Annotated in this window: 9 protein-coding genes; 2 read left to right on the top strand and 7 right to left on the bottom strand. The window is 68.5% G+C overall.

Going from position 1 to position 14,196, the window contains the following annotated elements:
* Positions 1 to 6: 6 nt before the first annotated feature.
* The 4 genes from T336_RS0111375 to scpA form a co-directional block, all read right to left on the bottom strand.
* Complete coding sequence (locus T336_RS0111375) at positions 7 to 1,539, bottom strand: acyl-CoA carboxylase subunit beta (protein WP_019700682.1); 1,533 nt, start codon at positions 1,537 to 1,539, stop codon at positions 7 to 9.
* Between the two features lie 74 nt (positions 1,540 to 1,613).
* Positions 1,614 to 2,636, bottom strand: a complete 1,023-nt coding sequence (meaB, locus tag T336_RS0111370; RefSeq protein ID WP_035225797.1) for a methylmalonyl Co-A mutase-associated GTPase MeaB — start codon at positions 2,634 to 2,636, stop codon at positions 1,614 to 1,616.
* Positions 2,633 to 3,061, bottom strand: a complete 429-nt coding sequence (locus tag T336_RS0111365) for a GNAT family N-acetyltransferase (RefSeq protein ID WP_051647132.1) — start codon at positions 3,059 to 3,061, stop codon at positions 2,633 to 2,635. The genes meaB and T336_RS0111365 overlap by 4 nt, the downstream gene beginning before the upstream one ends.
* A gap of 101 nt (positions 3,062 to 3,162) precedes the next feature.
* Positions 3,163 to 5,331, bottom strand: coding sequence for a methylmalonyl-CoA mutase (gene scpA, locus T336_RS0111360; protein WP_026432628.1), 2,169 nt, complete (start codon positions 5,329 to 5,331; stop codon positions 3,163 to 3,165).
* Positions 5,332 to 5,471: 140 nt separating this feature from the next.
* On the opposite strand from scpA, the gene T336_RS0111355 reads away from it, so the two are divergent.
* Both T336_RS0111355 and T336_RS0111350 read left to right on the top strand, forming a co-directional pair.
* Entirely contained in the window at positions 5,472 to 6,107 is a 636-nt protein-coding gene (locus T336_RS0111355; RefSeq protein ID WP_026432627.1) for a GntR family transcriptional regulator, read from the top strand.
* Between the two features lie 254 nt (positions 6,108 to 6,361).
* Positions 6,362 to 8,500, top strand: coding sequence for a sensor domain-containing diguanylate cyclase (locus T336_RS0111350; protein ID WP_019700687.1), 2,139 nt, complete (start codon positions 6,362 to 6,364; stop codon positions 8,498 to 8,500).
* Positions 8,501 to 8,523: 23 nt separating this feature from the next.
* Here T336_RS0111350 and T336_RS0111345 read toward each other — a convergent pair whose 3' ends face one another.
* Genes T336_RS0111345 through T336_RS0111335 form a run of 3 tightly spaced genes read right to left on the bottom strand, consistent with a single transcriptional unit; the run spans position 8,524 to position 14,179 of the window.
* Positions 8,524 to 11,679, bottom strand: a complete 3,156-nt coding sequence (locus T336_RS0111345; protein ID WP_026432626.1) for a CusA/CzcA family heavy metal efflux RND transporter — start codon at positions 11,677 to 11,679, stop codon at positions 8,524 to 8,526.
* Positions 11,680 to 11,687: 8 nt separating this feature from the next.
* On the bottom strand, positions 11,688 to 12,953 hold the full coding sequence (locus T336_RS0111340; RefSeq protein ID WP_026432625.1) for an efflux RND transporter periplasmic adaptor subunit: 1,266 nt from the start codon (positions 12,951 to 12,953) through the stop codon (positions 11,688 to 11,690).
* A 5-nt stretch (positions 12,954 to 12,958) separates the two neighbouring features.
* Entirely contained in the window at positions 12,959 to 14,179 is a 1,221-nt protein-coding gene (locus tag T336_RS0111335; RefSeq protein WP_019700690.1) for a TolC family protein, read from the bottom strand.
* Positions 14,180 to 14,196 lie beyond the last annotated feature (17 nt).

The raw sequence follows: 14,196 nt of genomic DNA, 5'->3' as shown, positions 1-14,196 counted from the left end.
GGCAAATTACAGCGGAATGTTCCCGTGCTTGCGCCACGGGTTCTCGATCTTCTTGTTCTGCAGCATCACCAGGCTGCGGCAGATGCGCTTCCTCGTCTCGTGCGGCAGGATCACATCGTCGATGAAACCCCGGCTACCTGCCACGAAGGGGTTGGCGAAGCGGGCCTTGTACTCGGCCTCGCGCGCGGCCAGCTTGGCGGGGTCGTTCTTGTCCTCGCGGAAGATGATCTCCACGGCGCCCTTGGCGCCCATCACCGCGATCTCCGCGTTGGGCCAGGCCAGGTTCACGTCGCCGCGCAGGTGCTTGGAGGCCATCACGTCGTAGGCGCCGCCGTAGGCCTTGCGCGTGATCACGGTGATCTTGGGCACGGTGGCCTCGGCATACGCGTACAGCAGCTTGGCGCCATGCTTGATGATGCCGCCGTACTCCTGGCTGGTGCCGGGCATGAAGCCGGGCACGTCCACGTAGGTCACGATGGGGATGTTGAAGGCATCGCAGAAGCGCACGAAGCGTGCGGCCTTGATGCTGGACTTGATGTCCAGGCAGCCCGCCAGCACCAGCGGCTGGTTCGCCACGATGCCCACCACCTGCCCGTCCATGCGGCCGAAGCCGACGACGATGTTGCGCGCGTAGTCGGGCTGCAGCTCGAAGAAGTCGCCGTCGTCCACCGTCTTGGCGATCAGCTCCTTCATGTCGTAGGGCTTGTTGGGGTTCTCGGGCACCAGGGTGTCCAGGCTCAGGTCCTTGCGGTCGGCCGGATCGGTGCTCCTGCGCACCGGGGGCTTCTCGCGGTTGTTGAGCGGCAGGTAGTTGTACAGGCGCCGCAGCATCATGAGCGCCTCCACGTCGTTCTCGAAGGCCATGTCGGCCACGCCGCTGCGCGTGGTGTGGGTGACGGCGCCGCCCAGTTCCTCCGCCGTGACCTCCTCGTGCGTCACGGTCTTGACCACCTCGGGGCCGGTGACGAACATGTAGCTCGAATCCTTCACCATGAAGATGAAGTCCGTCATGGCGGGCGAATAGACGGCGCCGCCCGCGCAGGGGCCCATCACCATGCTGATCTGCGGGATCACGCCCGAGGCCATCACGTTCTTCTGGAACACGTCCGCATAGCCGCCCAGGGACGCCACGCCTTCCTGGATGCGCGCGCCGCCCGAATCGTTCAGGCCGATCACCGGGGCACCGACCTTCATGGCCTGGTCCATGATCTTGCAGATCTTCTCGGCATGCGCCTCCGACAGCGCGCCGCCGAACACGGTGAAGTCCTGGCTGAAGACGAACACCAGCCGGCCATTGATCATGCCGTAGCCCGTCACCACGCCGTCGCCGGGGATCTTCTGGTCCTGCATCCCGAAGTCCGTGCATCGGTGCTCGACGAACATGTCCCATTCCTCGAAGGTGCCGTCGTCCAGCAGCAGTTCGATGCGCTCGCGCGCGGTGAGCTTGCCCTTCTTGTGCTGCGCCTCGATGCGCTTCGCGCCGCCGCCCTGGCGGGCCTGCTCGCGCTTTTTCTCCAGCTGTTCCAGGATGTCTTGCATGGTCTTCCTTCCAACGATCCGTGAAGTTGTCTGTGCGAATGTCCGTGTGGCGCCCGCGGCCTGCGCGGGGCCAGTCAGGGCGGAGCGAAACCGCCCGCCTGCAGCAGGCTGCGGGCCGCCGTCGATGCCGCGATGCGCCCGGCGAGCACGTCCTCGCGCAGCCCGGGCAGCATCGCCTGCACCTGCGGCTGCGCGCGGAACGCCTGCTTCAGGCCGGCATCGATGCGCTCCCACATCCAGGCCTGCGCCTGCTGCCGGCGCCGCGCCGCGAGATGCCCGTTGGCCGCCTGCACGCGCCGGTAGTCTTCCACCGCAGCCCAGAAGGCGTCCACGCCGCGGCCCTGCAGCGCGCTGATCTGCAGCACGCGCGGGTGCCACAGCGCCGTGTCGTGCCGTGCATGCCCGGGGTGGCCGTGCTGGCTGAACAGCCGCAGGCTGGAGGTGATCTGCGCCTCGGCGCGCGTGGCAGCATGGGCGTCGATGTCCGCCTTGTTGATCGCCACCAGGTCCGCGATCTCCATCACGCCCTTCTTGATGGCCTGCAGGTCGTCGCCGGCGTTGGGCAATTGCATCAGCACGAACATGTCCGTCATGCCTGCCACGGCGGTCTCGCTCTGGCCCACGCCCACCGTCTCCACGATCACGATGTCGTAGCCGGCCGCCTCGCAGACCAGCATGGCCTCGCGCGTCTTCTCCGCCACGCCGCCCAGCGTGCCGCTGGAAGGGCTCGGGCGGATGTAGGCCTGCTCGTGCACCGACAGGCGCTCCATTCGCGTCTTGTCGCCCAGGATGGAGCCGCCCGACACGGTGGAAGACGGGTCGATGGTCAGCACCGCCACGCGGTGGCCCTGCGCGATCAGGTGCAGGCCCAGCGCCTCGATGAAGGTGGACTTGCCCACGCCGGGCACGCCGCTCAGGCCCAGGCGGAAAGCCTTGCCGGTGTGCGGCAGCAGGGCCGTGAGCAGCCCGTCGCCCTGCGCGCGATGGTCGGCGCGCGTGGATTCGAGCAGCGTAATGGCCTTGGCGATGGCCCGGCGCTGCACGGGGCCGGGCTCGCCGGTGATGCCGGCCAGGAGCGGATGCGGGGGCGCATTCATGGCTGCGCTCCCGGGGCCGGGCCGTCCCACGACGGGCTCCAGCGGTACTCCAGGTCGAAAGGCTCATCGGCCACCTGCCGGAAGCCGTGGCGCAGGTAGAAGCGGTTGGCGTCGCTGCGCTTGAGCGCGCACAACGTCACGTCGCAGCCGCGCTCCCGGGCCCGGGCCTTGACCCAGGCCATGGCCCAGCTGCCGGCGCCTGCGTTCTGCGCGCCCGGCCGCAGGTAGAGGTGGTGCAGCCTCAGCGTGCCGTCGGCCACGCGCGGCAGCAGCGTGAGGTAGCCGATGCGCTCGCCGTCCCGCACGATGTGGCGCATGCCCTCGGGCACGAAGGCATCGCGCAGCCGCTCCCGCACGCGCACCGGATCGAAGCGGCCCAGCCGCTCCAGGCTCTCGCGCAGGGCCTCGGCCCGCAACTCGGCCATGGCGGCGAAGTCTCCTTCGGAGACGGCCTCCCAGCCCAGGCCGGAGGGTCCGGGCGGTGGTGAATACGGCGAGGCGACAGGCATCGCGGGCGCACGCATCCTCAGGCCGCCACGGCCTTGCGGATCTGCTCCAGCACGTCCTTCGCGCTCGCCGGGATCGGCGTGCCGGGGCCGTAGATGCCCTTCACGCCCGATTCGTAGAGGAAATCGTAGTCCTGCTGCGGAATCACGCCGCCCACGAACACGATGATGTCGTCGGCACCCTGGTCCTTGAGGGCCTGGATGATGGCCGGCACCAGCGTCTTGTGGCCGGCCGCGAGCGTGGAGACACCCACGGCGTGCACGTCGTTCTCGATGGCCTGGCGCGCGCATTCCTCGGGTGTCTGGAAGAGCGGCCCCATGTCCACGTCGAACCCCAGGTCGGCGAAGGCCGTGGCCACCACCTTGGCGCCGCGGTCGTGGCCATCCTGTCCCAGCTTGGCGATCATCACGCGCGGGCGGCGCCCCTCGCCTTCCGCGAAGGCGTCGATCTCGCCCTTGAGCTTTTCCCAGCCTTCGGCCGAATCGTAGGCCGCGGCATACACGCCCGTCACTTTCTGCGTGTCGGCACGGTGGCGGCCGAACACCTTCTCCAGCGCGTCGCTCACCTCGCCCACCGTGGCGCGCAGGCGGATCGCCTGGATGGACAAATCGAGCAGGTTTCCGGTGCCGGATTCGGCCGCTGCGGTGAGCGCATCGAGCGCCTGCTGCACGGCCGCCGCGTCGCGCGTGGCGCGGATGCGTTCGAGCCGCGCGATCTGGCCGTCGCGCACCTTCATGTTGTCGATCTGCAGGATGTCCACCGGGTCTTCCTTGGCCAGGCGGTACTTGTTCACGCCCACGATCACGTCCTTGCCGGAATCGATGCGCGCCTGCTTCTCCGCGGCGGCCGCCTCGATCTTGAGCTTGGCCCAGCCCGAGTCCACCGCGGCGGTCATGCCGCCCATGGCCTCGACCTCCTCGATGATCTTCCAGGCGGCGTCGGCCATGTCCTGGGTGAGCTTTTCCATCATGTAGCTGCCGGCCCAGGGATCGATCACGTTGGTGATGTGCGTCTCTTCCTGGATGATGAGCTGCGTGTTGCGCGCGATGCGGGCCGAGAACTCGGTGGGCAGCGCGATGGCCTCGTCGAAGCTGTTGGTGTGCAGGCTCTGCGTGCCGCCGAACACGGCCGCCATGGCCTCGATGGTGGTGCGCACCACGTTGTTGTACGGGTCCTGCTCGGTGAGCGACCAGCCCGAGGTCTGGCAGTGCGTGCGCAGCATCAGGCTCTTGGGGTTCTTCGCGCCCGTGCCCTTCATGATGCGGCACCACAGCAGCCGCGCCGCGCGCATCTTGGCCACCTCGAGGTAGAAGTTCATGCCGATCGCCCAGAAGAACGACAGCCGCCCGGCGAACTCGTCCACGTCCAGGCCCGAGGCGATCGCGGTCTTCACGTACTCCTTGCCGTCGGCCAGCGTGAAGGCCAACTCCAGCGCCTGGTTGGCCCCCGCCTCCTGCATGTGGTAGCCGCTGATGGAGATGGAGTTGAACTTCGGCATGTTCCGCGCCGTGTAGCCGATGATGTCGCCGATGATGCGCATCGAAGGCTGGGGCGGGTAGATGTACGTGTTGCGGACCATGAACTCCTTGAGGATGTCGTTCTGGATGGTCCCGGAGAGCTGGTCCTGCCGCACGCCCTGCTCTTCGGCCGCGACCACGTAGCCGGCCAGCACGGGCAGCACGGCGCCGTTCATCGTCATGGAAACGCTCACCTTGTCGAGCGGGATGCCGTCGAAGAGGATCTTCATGTCCTCCACGCTGTCGATGGCCACGCCCGCCTTGCCCACGTCGCCGGTCACGCGCGGATGGTCGCTGTCGTAGCCGCGGTGCGTGGCGAGATCGAACGCCACCGAGACGCCCTGCCCGCCCGCCGCCAGCGCCTTGCGGTAGAAGGCGTTCGATTCTTCCGCCGTGGAGAAGCCCGCATACTGCCGGATCGTCCAGGGCCGCACGGCATACATGGTGGCCTGCGGGCCGCGCACGTAGGGCTCGAAGCCCGGCAGGGTGTTGGCATGGGGCAGCCCCGCCACGTCCTCTGCCGTGTAGAGGGGCTTCACGGTGATCCCGTCCGGCGTGACCCAGTTCAGCGCGGAGACATCGCCGCCCGGTGCGGACCTGGCCGCCGCCTTCGCCCAGGCGGCGAGATCGGCGGACTGGAATTCGGGCGGGGGCGTCTGGCTGCTGCTCATGGATGGCTCGCGTCGGGGTTTTGCTTGTCGATCGGAGGTTCCGCACCGCCTTGTCTCCGGGCAGCACGGGGAAGCAAAGGCGAGTCTAGCCGATTCCGTAATTATTAATTCATCATTTTTTTGACGTACCATTCCGCGCCATGTCCACCGCCTCGCTCACCCCACGCGCCCTTTACGAGGAAGTGGCGGAGCATCTGCGCCAGCGCATTTTCCGGCGGGAGCTGCAGCCGGGCAGCTGGATCGACGAGCTGAAGATCGCTGAGGAATTCGGCATCAGCCGCACGCCCCTGCGCGAGGCCTTGAAGGTGCTGGCGGCCGAAGGGCTGGTGACCATGAAGGTGCGCCGGGGCGCGTACGTCACCGAAGTGTCGGACAAGGACCTGCGCGACGTCTATCACCTGTTGGCGCTGCTGGAGAGCGATGCCGCGCGCGTGGTGGCTGAAAGCGCCACCGATGCGCAGCTGCGCGAGCTGGAGGCGCTGCACGCCGAGCTGGCAGCGTGCGTGGACGACCGGGACCGCTTCTTCGGCGTGAACGAGCGCTTCCACATGCGGCTGCTCGAACTGGCGGACAACCGCTGGCGCAACCAGATGGTCGCCGACCTGCGCAAGGTCATGAAGCTCAACCGCCACAACTCCCTGCTGCGCCAGGGCCGCATCGAGGAGTCGCTGCGCGAGCACGCAGGCATCCTCGGCGCGCTGCAGGCCCGGGACGGGGAACGCGCCGCGGCCGCGATGCTGGACCATTTCAGCCAGGGACTACAGGCCGCGGCCTGAATCCCCCCATCGTCCAGCCCTCCTCCACGCCTGGGTCCCCAGGCCCTGCGGCTGACGCGGACCTTGCCGCGTCGCGTGCATGCAAGCCGCGGCACGGGATATTGCGGCGATGACTTGTCGCGAGGCGGCGCTCCCCGCATCATTGGGGACGGAGAGCGAAAAAGCAACGCCGCCTGCGACGCGGACGGGGCACCGCCGGCAGCACGCCCGAGGAGGCCTGCCGCCATCACCGACACCTGGGAGGAGCCTTGCGCATGCTGGAACTGGAGCGTTTCTTTCTTCTGGACGGGGCGGACGGCCTGCCCGCGGGGGCACTGCTCGCCGGCAGCCACGATCCCGCGCTCGTCGCCCTCTCGGTGGCCGTCGCGGTGCTGACCTCCACCCTCGCGCTCTACCTCTCCGGCCAGGCCCGCGGCGCCCAGATCACATCGTCGCGCGTGCTCGCACTGGCCAGTGCCGGCGTGGCGCTCGGTGCAGGCATCTGGGCCATGCATTTCATCGGCATGCTTTCATTCACGCTGTGCGCCGCGGTGCACTACGACGTGGCGCTCACGATGCTGTCGATGTTTCCAGCGATGTGCGCCTCGTGGCTGGCGCTGTCGCTCCTGGCACGCCCCGACGTGCGGCCGCGCCAGCTCATGCTCGGCGGCGTGCTCGTGGGCGCGGGCATCGGCACCATGCACTACATGGGCATGGCGGCCATGCGCATGGCCCCGCTGCTGCGCTACGACCCGCTGTGGTTCACCGCATCGCTGGTGGTCGCGGTGGCGCTGGCCAATGCGGCGCTGTGGGTGCGCTTCATGCTCATGCGGCGCATCGGCATGGCGCCGTGGAAGGCCAACCTGCTCGGCGGCGCCATCATGGGCTGCGCGATCTCGGGCATGCACTACACCGCCATGGCCGCGGCCCGCTTCGTGGGCACGGCCGAACCGGGCGGCGGCGAAGGCCGCGAGTGGGTGCAGATGCTCGCGATCACCGTGACCCTGGTGACCGCCTGCGTGGGCCTGTTCGCCGGCGCGGTGAACGGATTCCTCCTCTACCGCGACCTCTACCGCAAGGTGCGGCGCAGCGAGTCGCGCCTGCGCGCGCTGGTGGACACCGCCGTGGACGGCATCATCACCATCGACGGGCGCGGCATCATCCAGAGCTTCAACCAGTCGGCCGAGCGCATCTTCGGCTGGACCGCCGGCGACGTGCTGGGTCGCAATATCCGCATGCTCATGCCCTCCCCCGACAGCGAAGCCCACGACGGCTACCTGCAGCGCTACCTGGCCACCGGCGAGGCCCGCATCATCGGCACGGGCCGGGAGGTGGTGGGCCTGCACCGCGACGGCAGCGCCCTGCCGCTGCGCCTATCCATCGGACGCGCCAACGCGCCCGACGGCCCGCTCTTCGTCGGCTTCCTGATCGACCTGCGCGGCGTGAAGGAGGCTGAAATGCGCCTGAGCATCGCCGCCAGCGTGTTCGAGCACAGCTACGAGGCCGTGCTGATCCTCGACTCGGACCACCACATCGTGGATGCCAACCCCGCCTTCGAACGCACGACCGGCATCTGCCGGCAGGACCTGCTGGGCACGCCCGTGGAAGCGCTCTACCCCGGCTCGGAGGAGGCCGCGGAGGACGGCACCGCGGAAGACCGTGCGCCCGAGCGCCCCCGTTTCGCGGCCATCTGGCGGACCATCCAGTCCCAGGGATACTGGCAGGGAGAGATCCTGGGCCGCGGCCAGGGCATCGCCATGCCGCAGCGCATCTCCATCGCCAGCGTGCTGGGCAAGGAAGGCCATCCGCACCACTACATCGTGGTCATCAGCGACATCAGCCAGATCAAGGCGCACGAACAGGAGCTGCAGCACATCGCGCTCTACGACAGCCTCACCGGCCTGCCCAACCGCCGCCTGCTGGCAGACCGCCTCGTGCAGGGCATCGTGCAGGCGCAGCGCAGGCGCCAGCTCCTGGCCGTGTGCTACCTCGACCTCGATGGATTCAAGCGCGTCAACGACCAGCACGGACATGCCGCCGGCGACCAGCTCCTCATCGAGGTGGGCCGGCGCATCCAGTCCCAGCTGCGCGCGGAAGACACCCTCGCCCGCCTGGGCGGCGACGAGATGGTGGTGCTCATCAACGGCCTGCAGACCCCCGAGGACTGCACCCCCCTCATCAACCGCATCCTGCACGCCGTGCGCCAGCCCGTGCCGCTGCCCAAGGGCCAGGGCTTCGTCTCGGCCAGCATGGGCCTGAGCTTCTACCCCCTCGACGGCGACACGCCCGACCTGCTGCTGCGGCAGGCCGACCATGCGATGTACGAGGCCAAGCAGGATGGCAAGAACCACTGCCGGCGCTTCGGCAGCGACACCGCCGGGGCGCCGGGCGGGGGCGCATCCAGGGTGGATTGAAGCAGGCGGGATTGCGCCCGCCTTCAGTTCGCGAACTCCCGGCCACCGGTGCCCGCCATGCCGCCCCGGCGGTGCGCCATGCTGTAGATCAGCGGAAGCACCAGCAGCGTCAGGACGGTGGAAGACAGGATGCCGCCGATCACGACCGTCGCCAGCGGGCGCTGCACCTCCGATCCGGTCCCCGTGGCCAGGGCCATGGGAATGAAGCCGAGAGATGCCACCATGGCGGTCATGAGCACCGGACGCAGGCGCTGTACCGCGCCGGTCCGCACGGCTTCGGGCAGCGGCATGCCTTCCTCGCGCAATTGCCGGATGAACGACAGCATCACCAGGCCGTTGAGCACCGCCACCCCGGAAAGCGCGATGAACCCGATGCCCGCGGATATGGACAGCGGGATGTCGCGCAGCCAGAGTGCCAGGACACCCCCCGTCAGTGCGAACGGGATACCCGTGAACACCAGCAGGCCGTCCCGCGCGTTGCCGAACATGGCGAACAGCAGCACGAGCACCAGGCCGAGCGACACCGGCACCACGATCTTCAGGCGGTTCGCCGCGGACTGCAGGTTCTCGAACTGGCCGCCCCATTCCACCCAGTAGCCCGAGGGAAGCGCGACCTGCCGGATCGCCGCCTGCGCCTCCGCCACGAAGGAGCCGAGGTCCCGCGAACGCACGTTGGCGCTGACGACGATCCGGCGCTTGCCGTTTTCGCGGCTCACCTGGTTGGGCCCCGGCGCGATGTCCAGGGAAGCGACCTCGCCCAGCGGGATGAACGATGTCGCGGCCGTGCCGTTCCTCGGCAGGGCAATGGGCAGCCGGCGGATCGCCTCCAGGTCGGTCCGGACGTTATCCGGCAGGCGGACCAGGATGTCGAAGCGGCGGTCGCCTTCGAACATCGTGCCGGCGCGCCGGCCGCCCACGGCCGTCGCCAGGGTGCCCTGCACATCCGCGATGTTCAGGCCATAGCGCGCGGCCCTGGCGCGGTCGATGCCCACGGTCAGGACGGGCAGGCCCGTGGTCTGCTCGACCTTCACCTCCGAAGCGCCGTCCAGCCTCGCGAGCACCGCCGCCGCTTCGGCCGCCGTCCTGTTCAGCACGTCCATGTCGTCGCCGAAGATCTTGACCGCGACGTCGCTGCGGATGCCGGAGATGAGCTCGTTGAACCGCAGCTGGATGGGCTGCGAGAACTCGTAGCTGTTGCCGGCGATCTTCTCGACCTCCTCCTGGATGGCATCGCGCAGTTCCGCCGGGGTCTTGCGCGGCTCGGGCCACTCGCTCACCGGGTTCAGCATGATGTAGCCGTCGGAAATGTTCGGCGGCATCGGATCGGAGGCGATCTCCGCCGTTCCCGTCCGTGCGAAGACGCGCCGGACCTCGGGGAATTTCGCCTTCACGGCGATCTCGATCCTCTGCTGCATCGCGACGGATTCGCTGAGGCTGGTGCCCGGAATGCGGATGGCCTGGATCGCGAGGTCTCCTTCGCTGAGGTTCGGGGCGAACTCGGTGCCCAGGCGGGTCGCCATGAGCCCGCACAGCACGATGGCCGCCATGGCCGCCGTGAGCACCACCAGCCTTGCGCCCAGCGCCCGCTCCAGCAGCGGTTCATAGCGTGCGCGCAGCCAGGCCATCATCCGGTTTTCCTTTTCCGCGACATGCCTGCCGATGAAGAGCGCGACCGCGGCCGGCACGAAGGTCACCGACAGGACCATGGCGCCGAGCAGCGCGATCACGACAGTGAAGGCCATGGGATGGAACATCTTGCCCTCGACTCCCGCCAGGGCGAAGATCGGCAGGTACACCACCATGATGATGAGCTGGCCGAAGATCAACGGACGCCGGGCTTCCCGGGCCGCCTCGAACACTTCGGCGAACCGCTCCTTCAAGGTGAGCGCGCGCCCCGCGGCGTGCTGCGCGTGGGCCAGTCGCCGGATGCAGTTCTCGACGATCACCACTGCGCCGTCCACGATGATCCCGAAGTCCAGCGCCCCCAGGCTCATGAGGTTGGCGCTGACCTTCTGCGAGACCATCCCCGTGAACGTGAAGAGCATCGCCAGTGGAATGACCATGGCGGTAATCAGCGCCGCGCGGATGTTGCCGAGGAAGGCGAAGAGCACGGCGATCACCAGGATCGCGCCCTCGAGGAGGTTCTTCTTCACCGTGGCGATCGCCTTGTCCACCAGCACCGTGCGGTCATAGACCGTCACGGCCTTCACGCCCGCGGGCAGGGTCCGGTTGATTTCCTCCATCTTCCGGTCCACGGCCTGCGACACCGTGCGGCTGTTCTCTCCGATGAGCATGAACACCGTGCCGAGGACCACCTCCTTGCCATTGTCCGTGGCGGCTCCGGTGCGCAGTTCCCTGCCGACGATCACCTCGCCCACGTCGCCGATGCGGATGGGAACGCCCGCCACGTTGCTGACAACGATGTTCCCGATATCCTCGATGGTCCGCACCTGCCCGGGCGCCCGGATCAGGTACTGCTCACCGCGGCGCTCGATGTAGCCGGCACCCACGTTCTCGTTGTTGCGCTCCAGGGCGGTGACGACATCGGCGAGCGTCAGGCCATGGGCATGGAGCTTTTCAGGACTCGGCGCGACCTGGTACTCCTTGGCGAATCCACCGATGCTGTTGATCTCGGCCACGCCCTTCACATTGCGCAGCTGCGGCTTGATGATCCAGTCCTGGACCTCGCGCAGATCGGTGGGCGTGTATTCCTTGCCGTCCGGGCGGCGCGCACCCACCCCGGCCTCCACGGTCCACAGGTAGATCTCGCCCAGGCCCGTCGAAATCGGCCCGGCCACGGGACTCACGCCTTCGGGCATCTGCTCGCGCGCCGCCTGGATGCGTTCGTTGACCAATTGGCGGGCGAAATAGATGTCCGTGCCGTCCTCGAAGATCACCGTGACCTGTGACAGCCCGTAGCGCGACAGGGACCGGGTCTGCTTCAGTCCCGGCAGCCCCGCCATCACCGTTTCGATCGGATAGGTGACCCGCTGCTCCGTCTCCAGCGGGGAGTAGCCGGGTGCCGCGGTGTTGATCTGCACCTGGACATTGGTGATGTCCGGCACCGCATCGATGGGCAGGCGCTGGTAGTTGTAGATACCCAGTGCCGCCATGCCCATGACGGCGAACATCACGAGCCAGCGATGGGCGATGGAAAAATGGATGATTCGATCGAACATGCTGGATCTCAGTGTTCATGGCCCGAGGAGCCCTTGCCTTGCTGCGCCTTGACGACGAAGCTGCCCTTGCCGGCATATGCGGTGCCGGCGGCCAGGCCATCGAGGATTTCGACGCGCTGGCCATCGGAACGTCCCGCCTTGACGGGTCTCGCCTCGAATCCGCCGTCCACCCTCGCATACACGGTCGGGCGGTTCTCCACCATCTGGATCGCGTCCGCCGTGACGGTGACGGGCGCCGCCGTCTTCCCGGTGGCCAGTTCCACCGTGACGAACAATCCGGGACGCCACGCCATCTCGGGATTCGGCAGCGTCACGCGCGCCGTGGCCGTACGCGTCTGCTCGCCGATGAGCGCGCCGACATACGACACCTTCCCCGTCGCCTCGTGCTGGAAGCCCGTCGCCTGGATGGCCACGGGCTCCCCGACCTTCACCAGCGGCAGGTTGGCCGCCGTCACATTGATCTGGGCCCACACCGTGGAGAGATCCGACACGGTGAACACATTCGCGTCTTCCTTCACCGACTCGCCCAGCGCGATGTGCTTTTCGACCACCATGCCGTCGAACGGTGCCCGCAGTTCGAAGCGCGCCAGGTCGCCAGAGACGGCGGTTGCGCCCAGGGCCCGCAGCTTCTGGCCGGCGTTGGCGACGGCGATCTCCGCTTCGTGCAGCACCTGCTCTGCCTGCAGGACATCCTGCTGGGCAGAAATCCTGTCCTGGAAAAGCCTGCGTTCACGGTCCGCGGTGGTGCGCGCCAGGACGAGGCGCTTCTGTGCGGCCAGCAGTTCGCTGCGCTGCTCGGACAGCGCCACGCTGGAGATGACCGCCAGCACCTGGCCCTTGCGGACGCGCTGCCCCAGATCGGCGCCGACGCTTTCGACGACACCGGCGACGCGGGGAACGACGTGCGCCGTGCGGTCCTCGTTGAACCGGATTTCGCCGGGCAGCCGGGTGCGGGTTTCGATCTCGCCCGGCGCACTCGTCTCGACCACCACGCCGGAAGACCTGAACTGCTCGTCCGAGAAGGCGATGAGGCCTTTTTCATGGCCCTCTTCACGGCCGTCCTCGTGGCCATGTTCCTCGGGTTCCGCGGCATGGCCCTCGCCATGCCCGTCGGCGGGCCGCGCGGCGGCCGCATGCCCATCGGCGCCACCAGGCTGTTTGGCGGGCCGGAGGATGAAAAATCCGGCAATGGCCGCCAGAACGACGAGCGCGATGGCCAGGATCAGGTGCCGGCTCTGGGTTTTGCCGGCGGAAGTTTCAACAGGGGATTGCATGGCGTTCAGGGCTTGGAGGGGTTCAGGAGGCCGGACGAGGCATCCGTGACGTGGAGCAGGCGCTCCAGCTCGGCTGCTGCGCGGTAGGTATCGAGCAAGGCACGAAGCAACTGGGCCTGGGTGCCGACCAGGGTGCGCTGGGCATCCAGCGTTTCCAGGTAGCTGAACTTGCCCAGCTGGAAGCCTTGCGATGCAACGCGGTAGGCCTCGCGCGCGCCGGGAATCGCGTCCTGCTGCAGGGTCTGCGCTTCGGCGCGGGCCGACCGCAGCTGCTCGCGCACCTGGGCGATCTCCGACGCCAGCCGCAGCTCGGCCGCGTTCAGTTCCTCCCGGGCCTTCTCCTCCCGCGCCAGTGCTTCGGCGAGGTTGCCCTGGTTCCGGTCGAACAGGGGCAGAGGCACGGTCAGGCCCACGACGGCGGCCGTCACCCCGTTCTCCTGGCTGCGCTTGACGCCGACGGACACCGCGACATCCACGACCTGGCGCGAACGCTCCAGTGCCACGGCCGCTTCCGCCCGCTCCCGTTCCAGCCGGGCACGCTGCAGCACCGGCGATGCGGCCATCCGGGCGAACACCACCTCGTCGGCCAGGCCTTCGGCAGGCAGGTCCAGGGGGCCGATCAGCGTGGTTTCGCGGTGGCCAGTGTCGCCCCAGAGGGCGAACAGCTTCTGGCGGCCGGCACGCAGCGCGCCTTCCGCCTGGGCCACCTCGGCAACCGCTGCGGCGCGCGCGACCTGCGCGCGCGTTTCCTCCAGCGGGGCCACCTTGCCCGCCTGCACGCGCTTGCCGGTCATCTCCGCATCGCCGGTGGCGAGCTGCAGCGAAGACCGCGCCAGCCGCAGGCGTTCCTGGCCGACCAGCACTTCATGGAAGGCGACGACGACCTGGGAGCGCACATCCGCGCGGGCCTGCTCGATGTCGGCAGCGGCCTGCGCGCTGATCCGCTCGGCGACCGCCGTCCGGTGGGCCCTCTTGCCGCCGAGCTCCAGCGATTGGGTGACCTGGACGGTGGACGTTCGCCGCCCCTGTTTGAAATCCTCCTGCTGGACGGACAGCTCGGGGTTCGGGCGCAGGCCGGCCTGCAGGACGGCGCCGCGCGTCGCGTCGAACTCGCGCTGCGCCACGGCGATGGCCGTGTTCCTGGCGAGCGCCAGCGCGATGGCTTCCGCCAGCGTCAGGGAGCGGGCCGACGGTTCAGTGGATGTGGCCCGGGCCGGGGTGGTCAAGGGCTGCGCATGTACGG

This window comes from Paracidovorax oryzae ATCC 19882 (assembly GCF_000687165.1).
In the GTDB taxonomy this organism is placed as follows: Bacteria; Pseudomonadota; Gammaproteobacteria; order Burkholderiales; family Burkholderiaceae_C; genus Paracidovorax; species Paracidovorax oryzae.
The sequence above is the reverse complement of the archived record's forward strand: the minus strand, read 5'-3'. Positions and strand labels throughout refer to the sequence as shown.

Bases quoted from the DNA above. Each gene is read 5' to 3' on its own strand.
- T336_RS0111375 (WP_019700682.1), bottom strand. From the start codon at position 1,539: ATGCAAGACATCCTGGAACAGCTGGAGAAAAAGCGCGAGCAGGCCCGC.
- meaB (WP_035225797.1), bottom strand. From the start codon at position 2,636: ATGAATGCGCCCCCGCATCCGCTCCTGGCCGGCATCACCGGCGAGCCC.
- T336_RS0111365 (WP_051647132.1), bottom strand. From the start codon at position 3,061: ATGGCCGAGTTGCGGGCCGAGGCCCTGCGCGAGAGCCTGGAGCGGCTG.
- scpA (WP_026432628.1), bottom strand. From the start codon at position 5,331: ATGAGCAGCAGCCAGACGCCCCCGCCCGAATTCCAGTCCGCCGATCTC.
- T336_RS0111355 (WP_026432627.1), top strand. From the start codon at position 5,472: ATGTCCACCGCCTCGCTCACCCCACGCGCCCTTTACGAGGAAGTGGCG.
- T336_RS0111350 (WP_019700687.1), top strand. From the start codon at position 6,362: ATGCTGGAACTGGAGCGTTTCTTTCTTCTGGACGGGGCGGACGGCCTG.
- T336_RS0111345 (WP_026432626.1), bottom strand. From the start codon at position 11,679: ATGTTCGATCGAATCATCCATTTTTCCATCGCCCATCGCTGGCTCGTG.
- T336_RS0111340 (WP_026432625.1), bottom strand. From the start codon at position 12,953: ATGCAATCCCCTGTTGAAACTTCCGCCGGCAAAACCCAGAGCCGGCAC.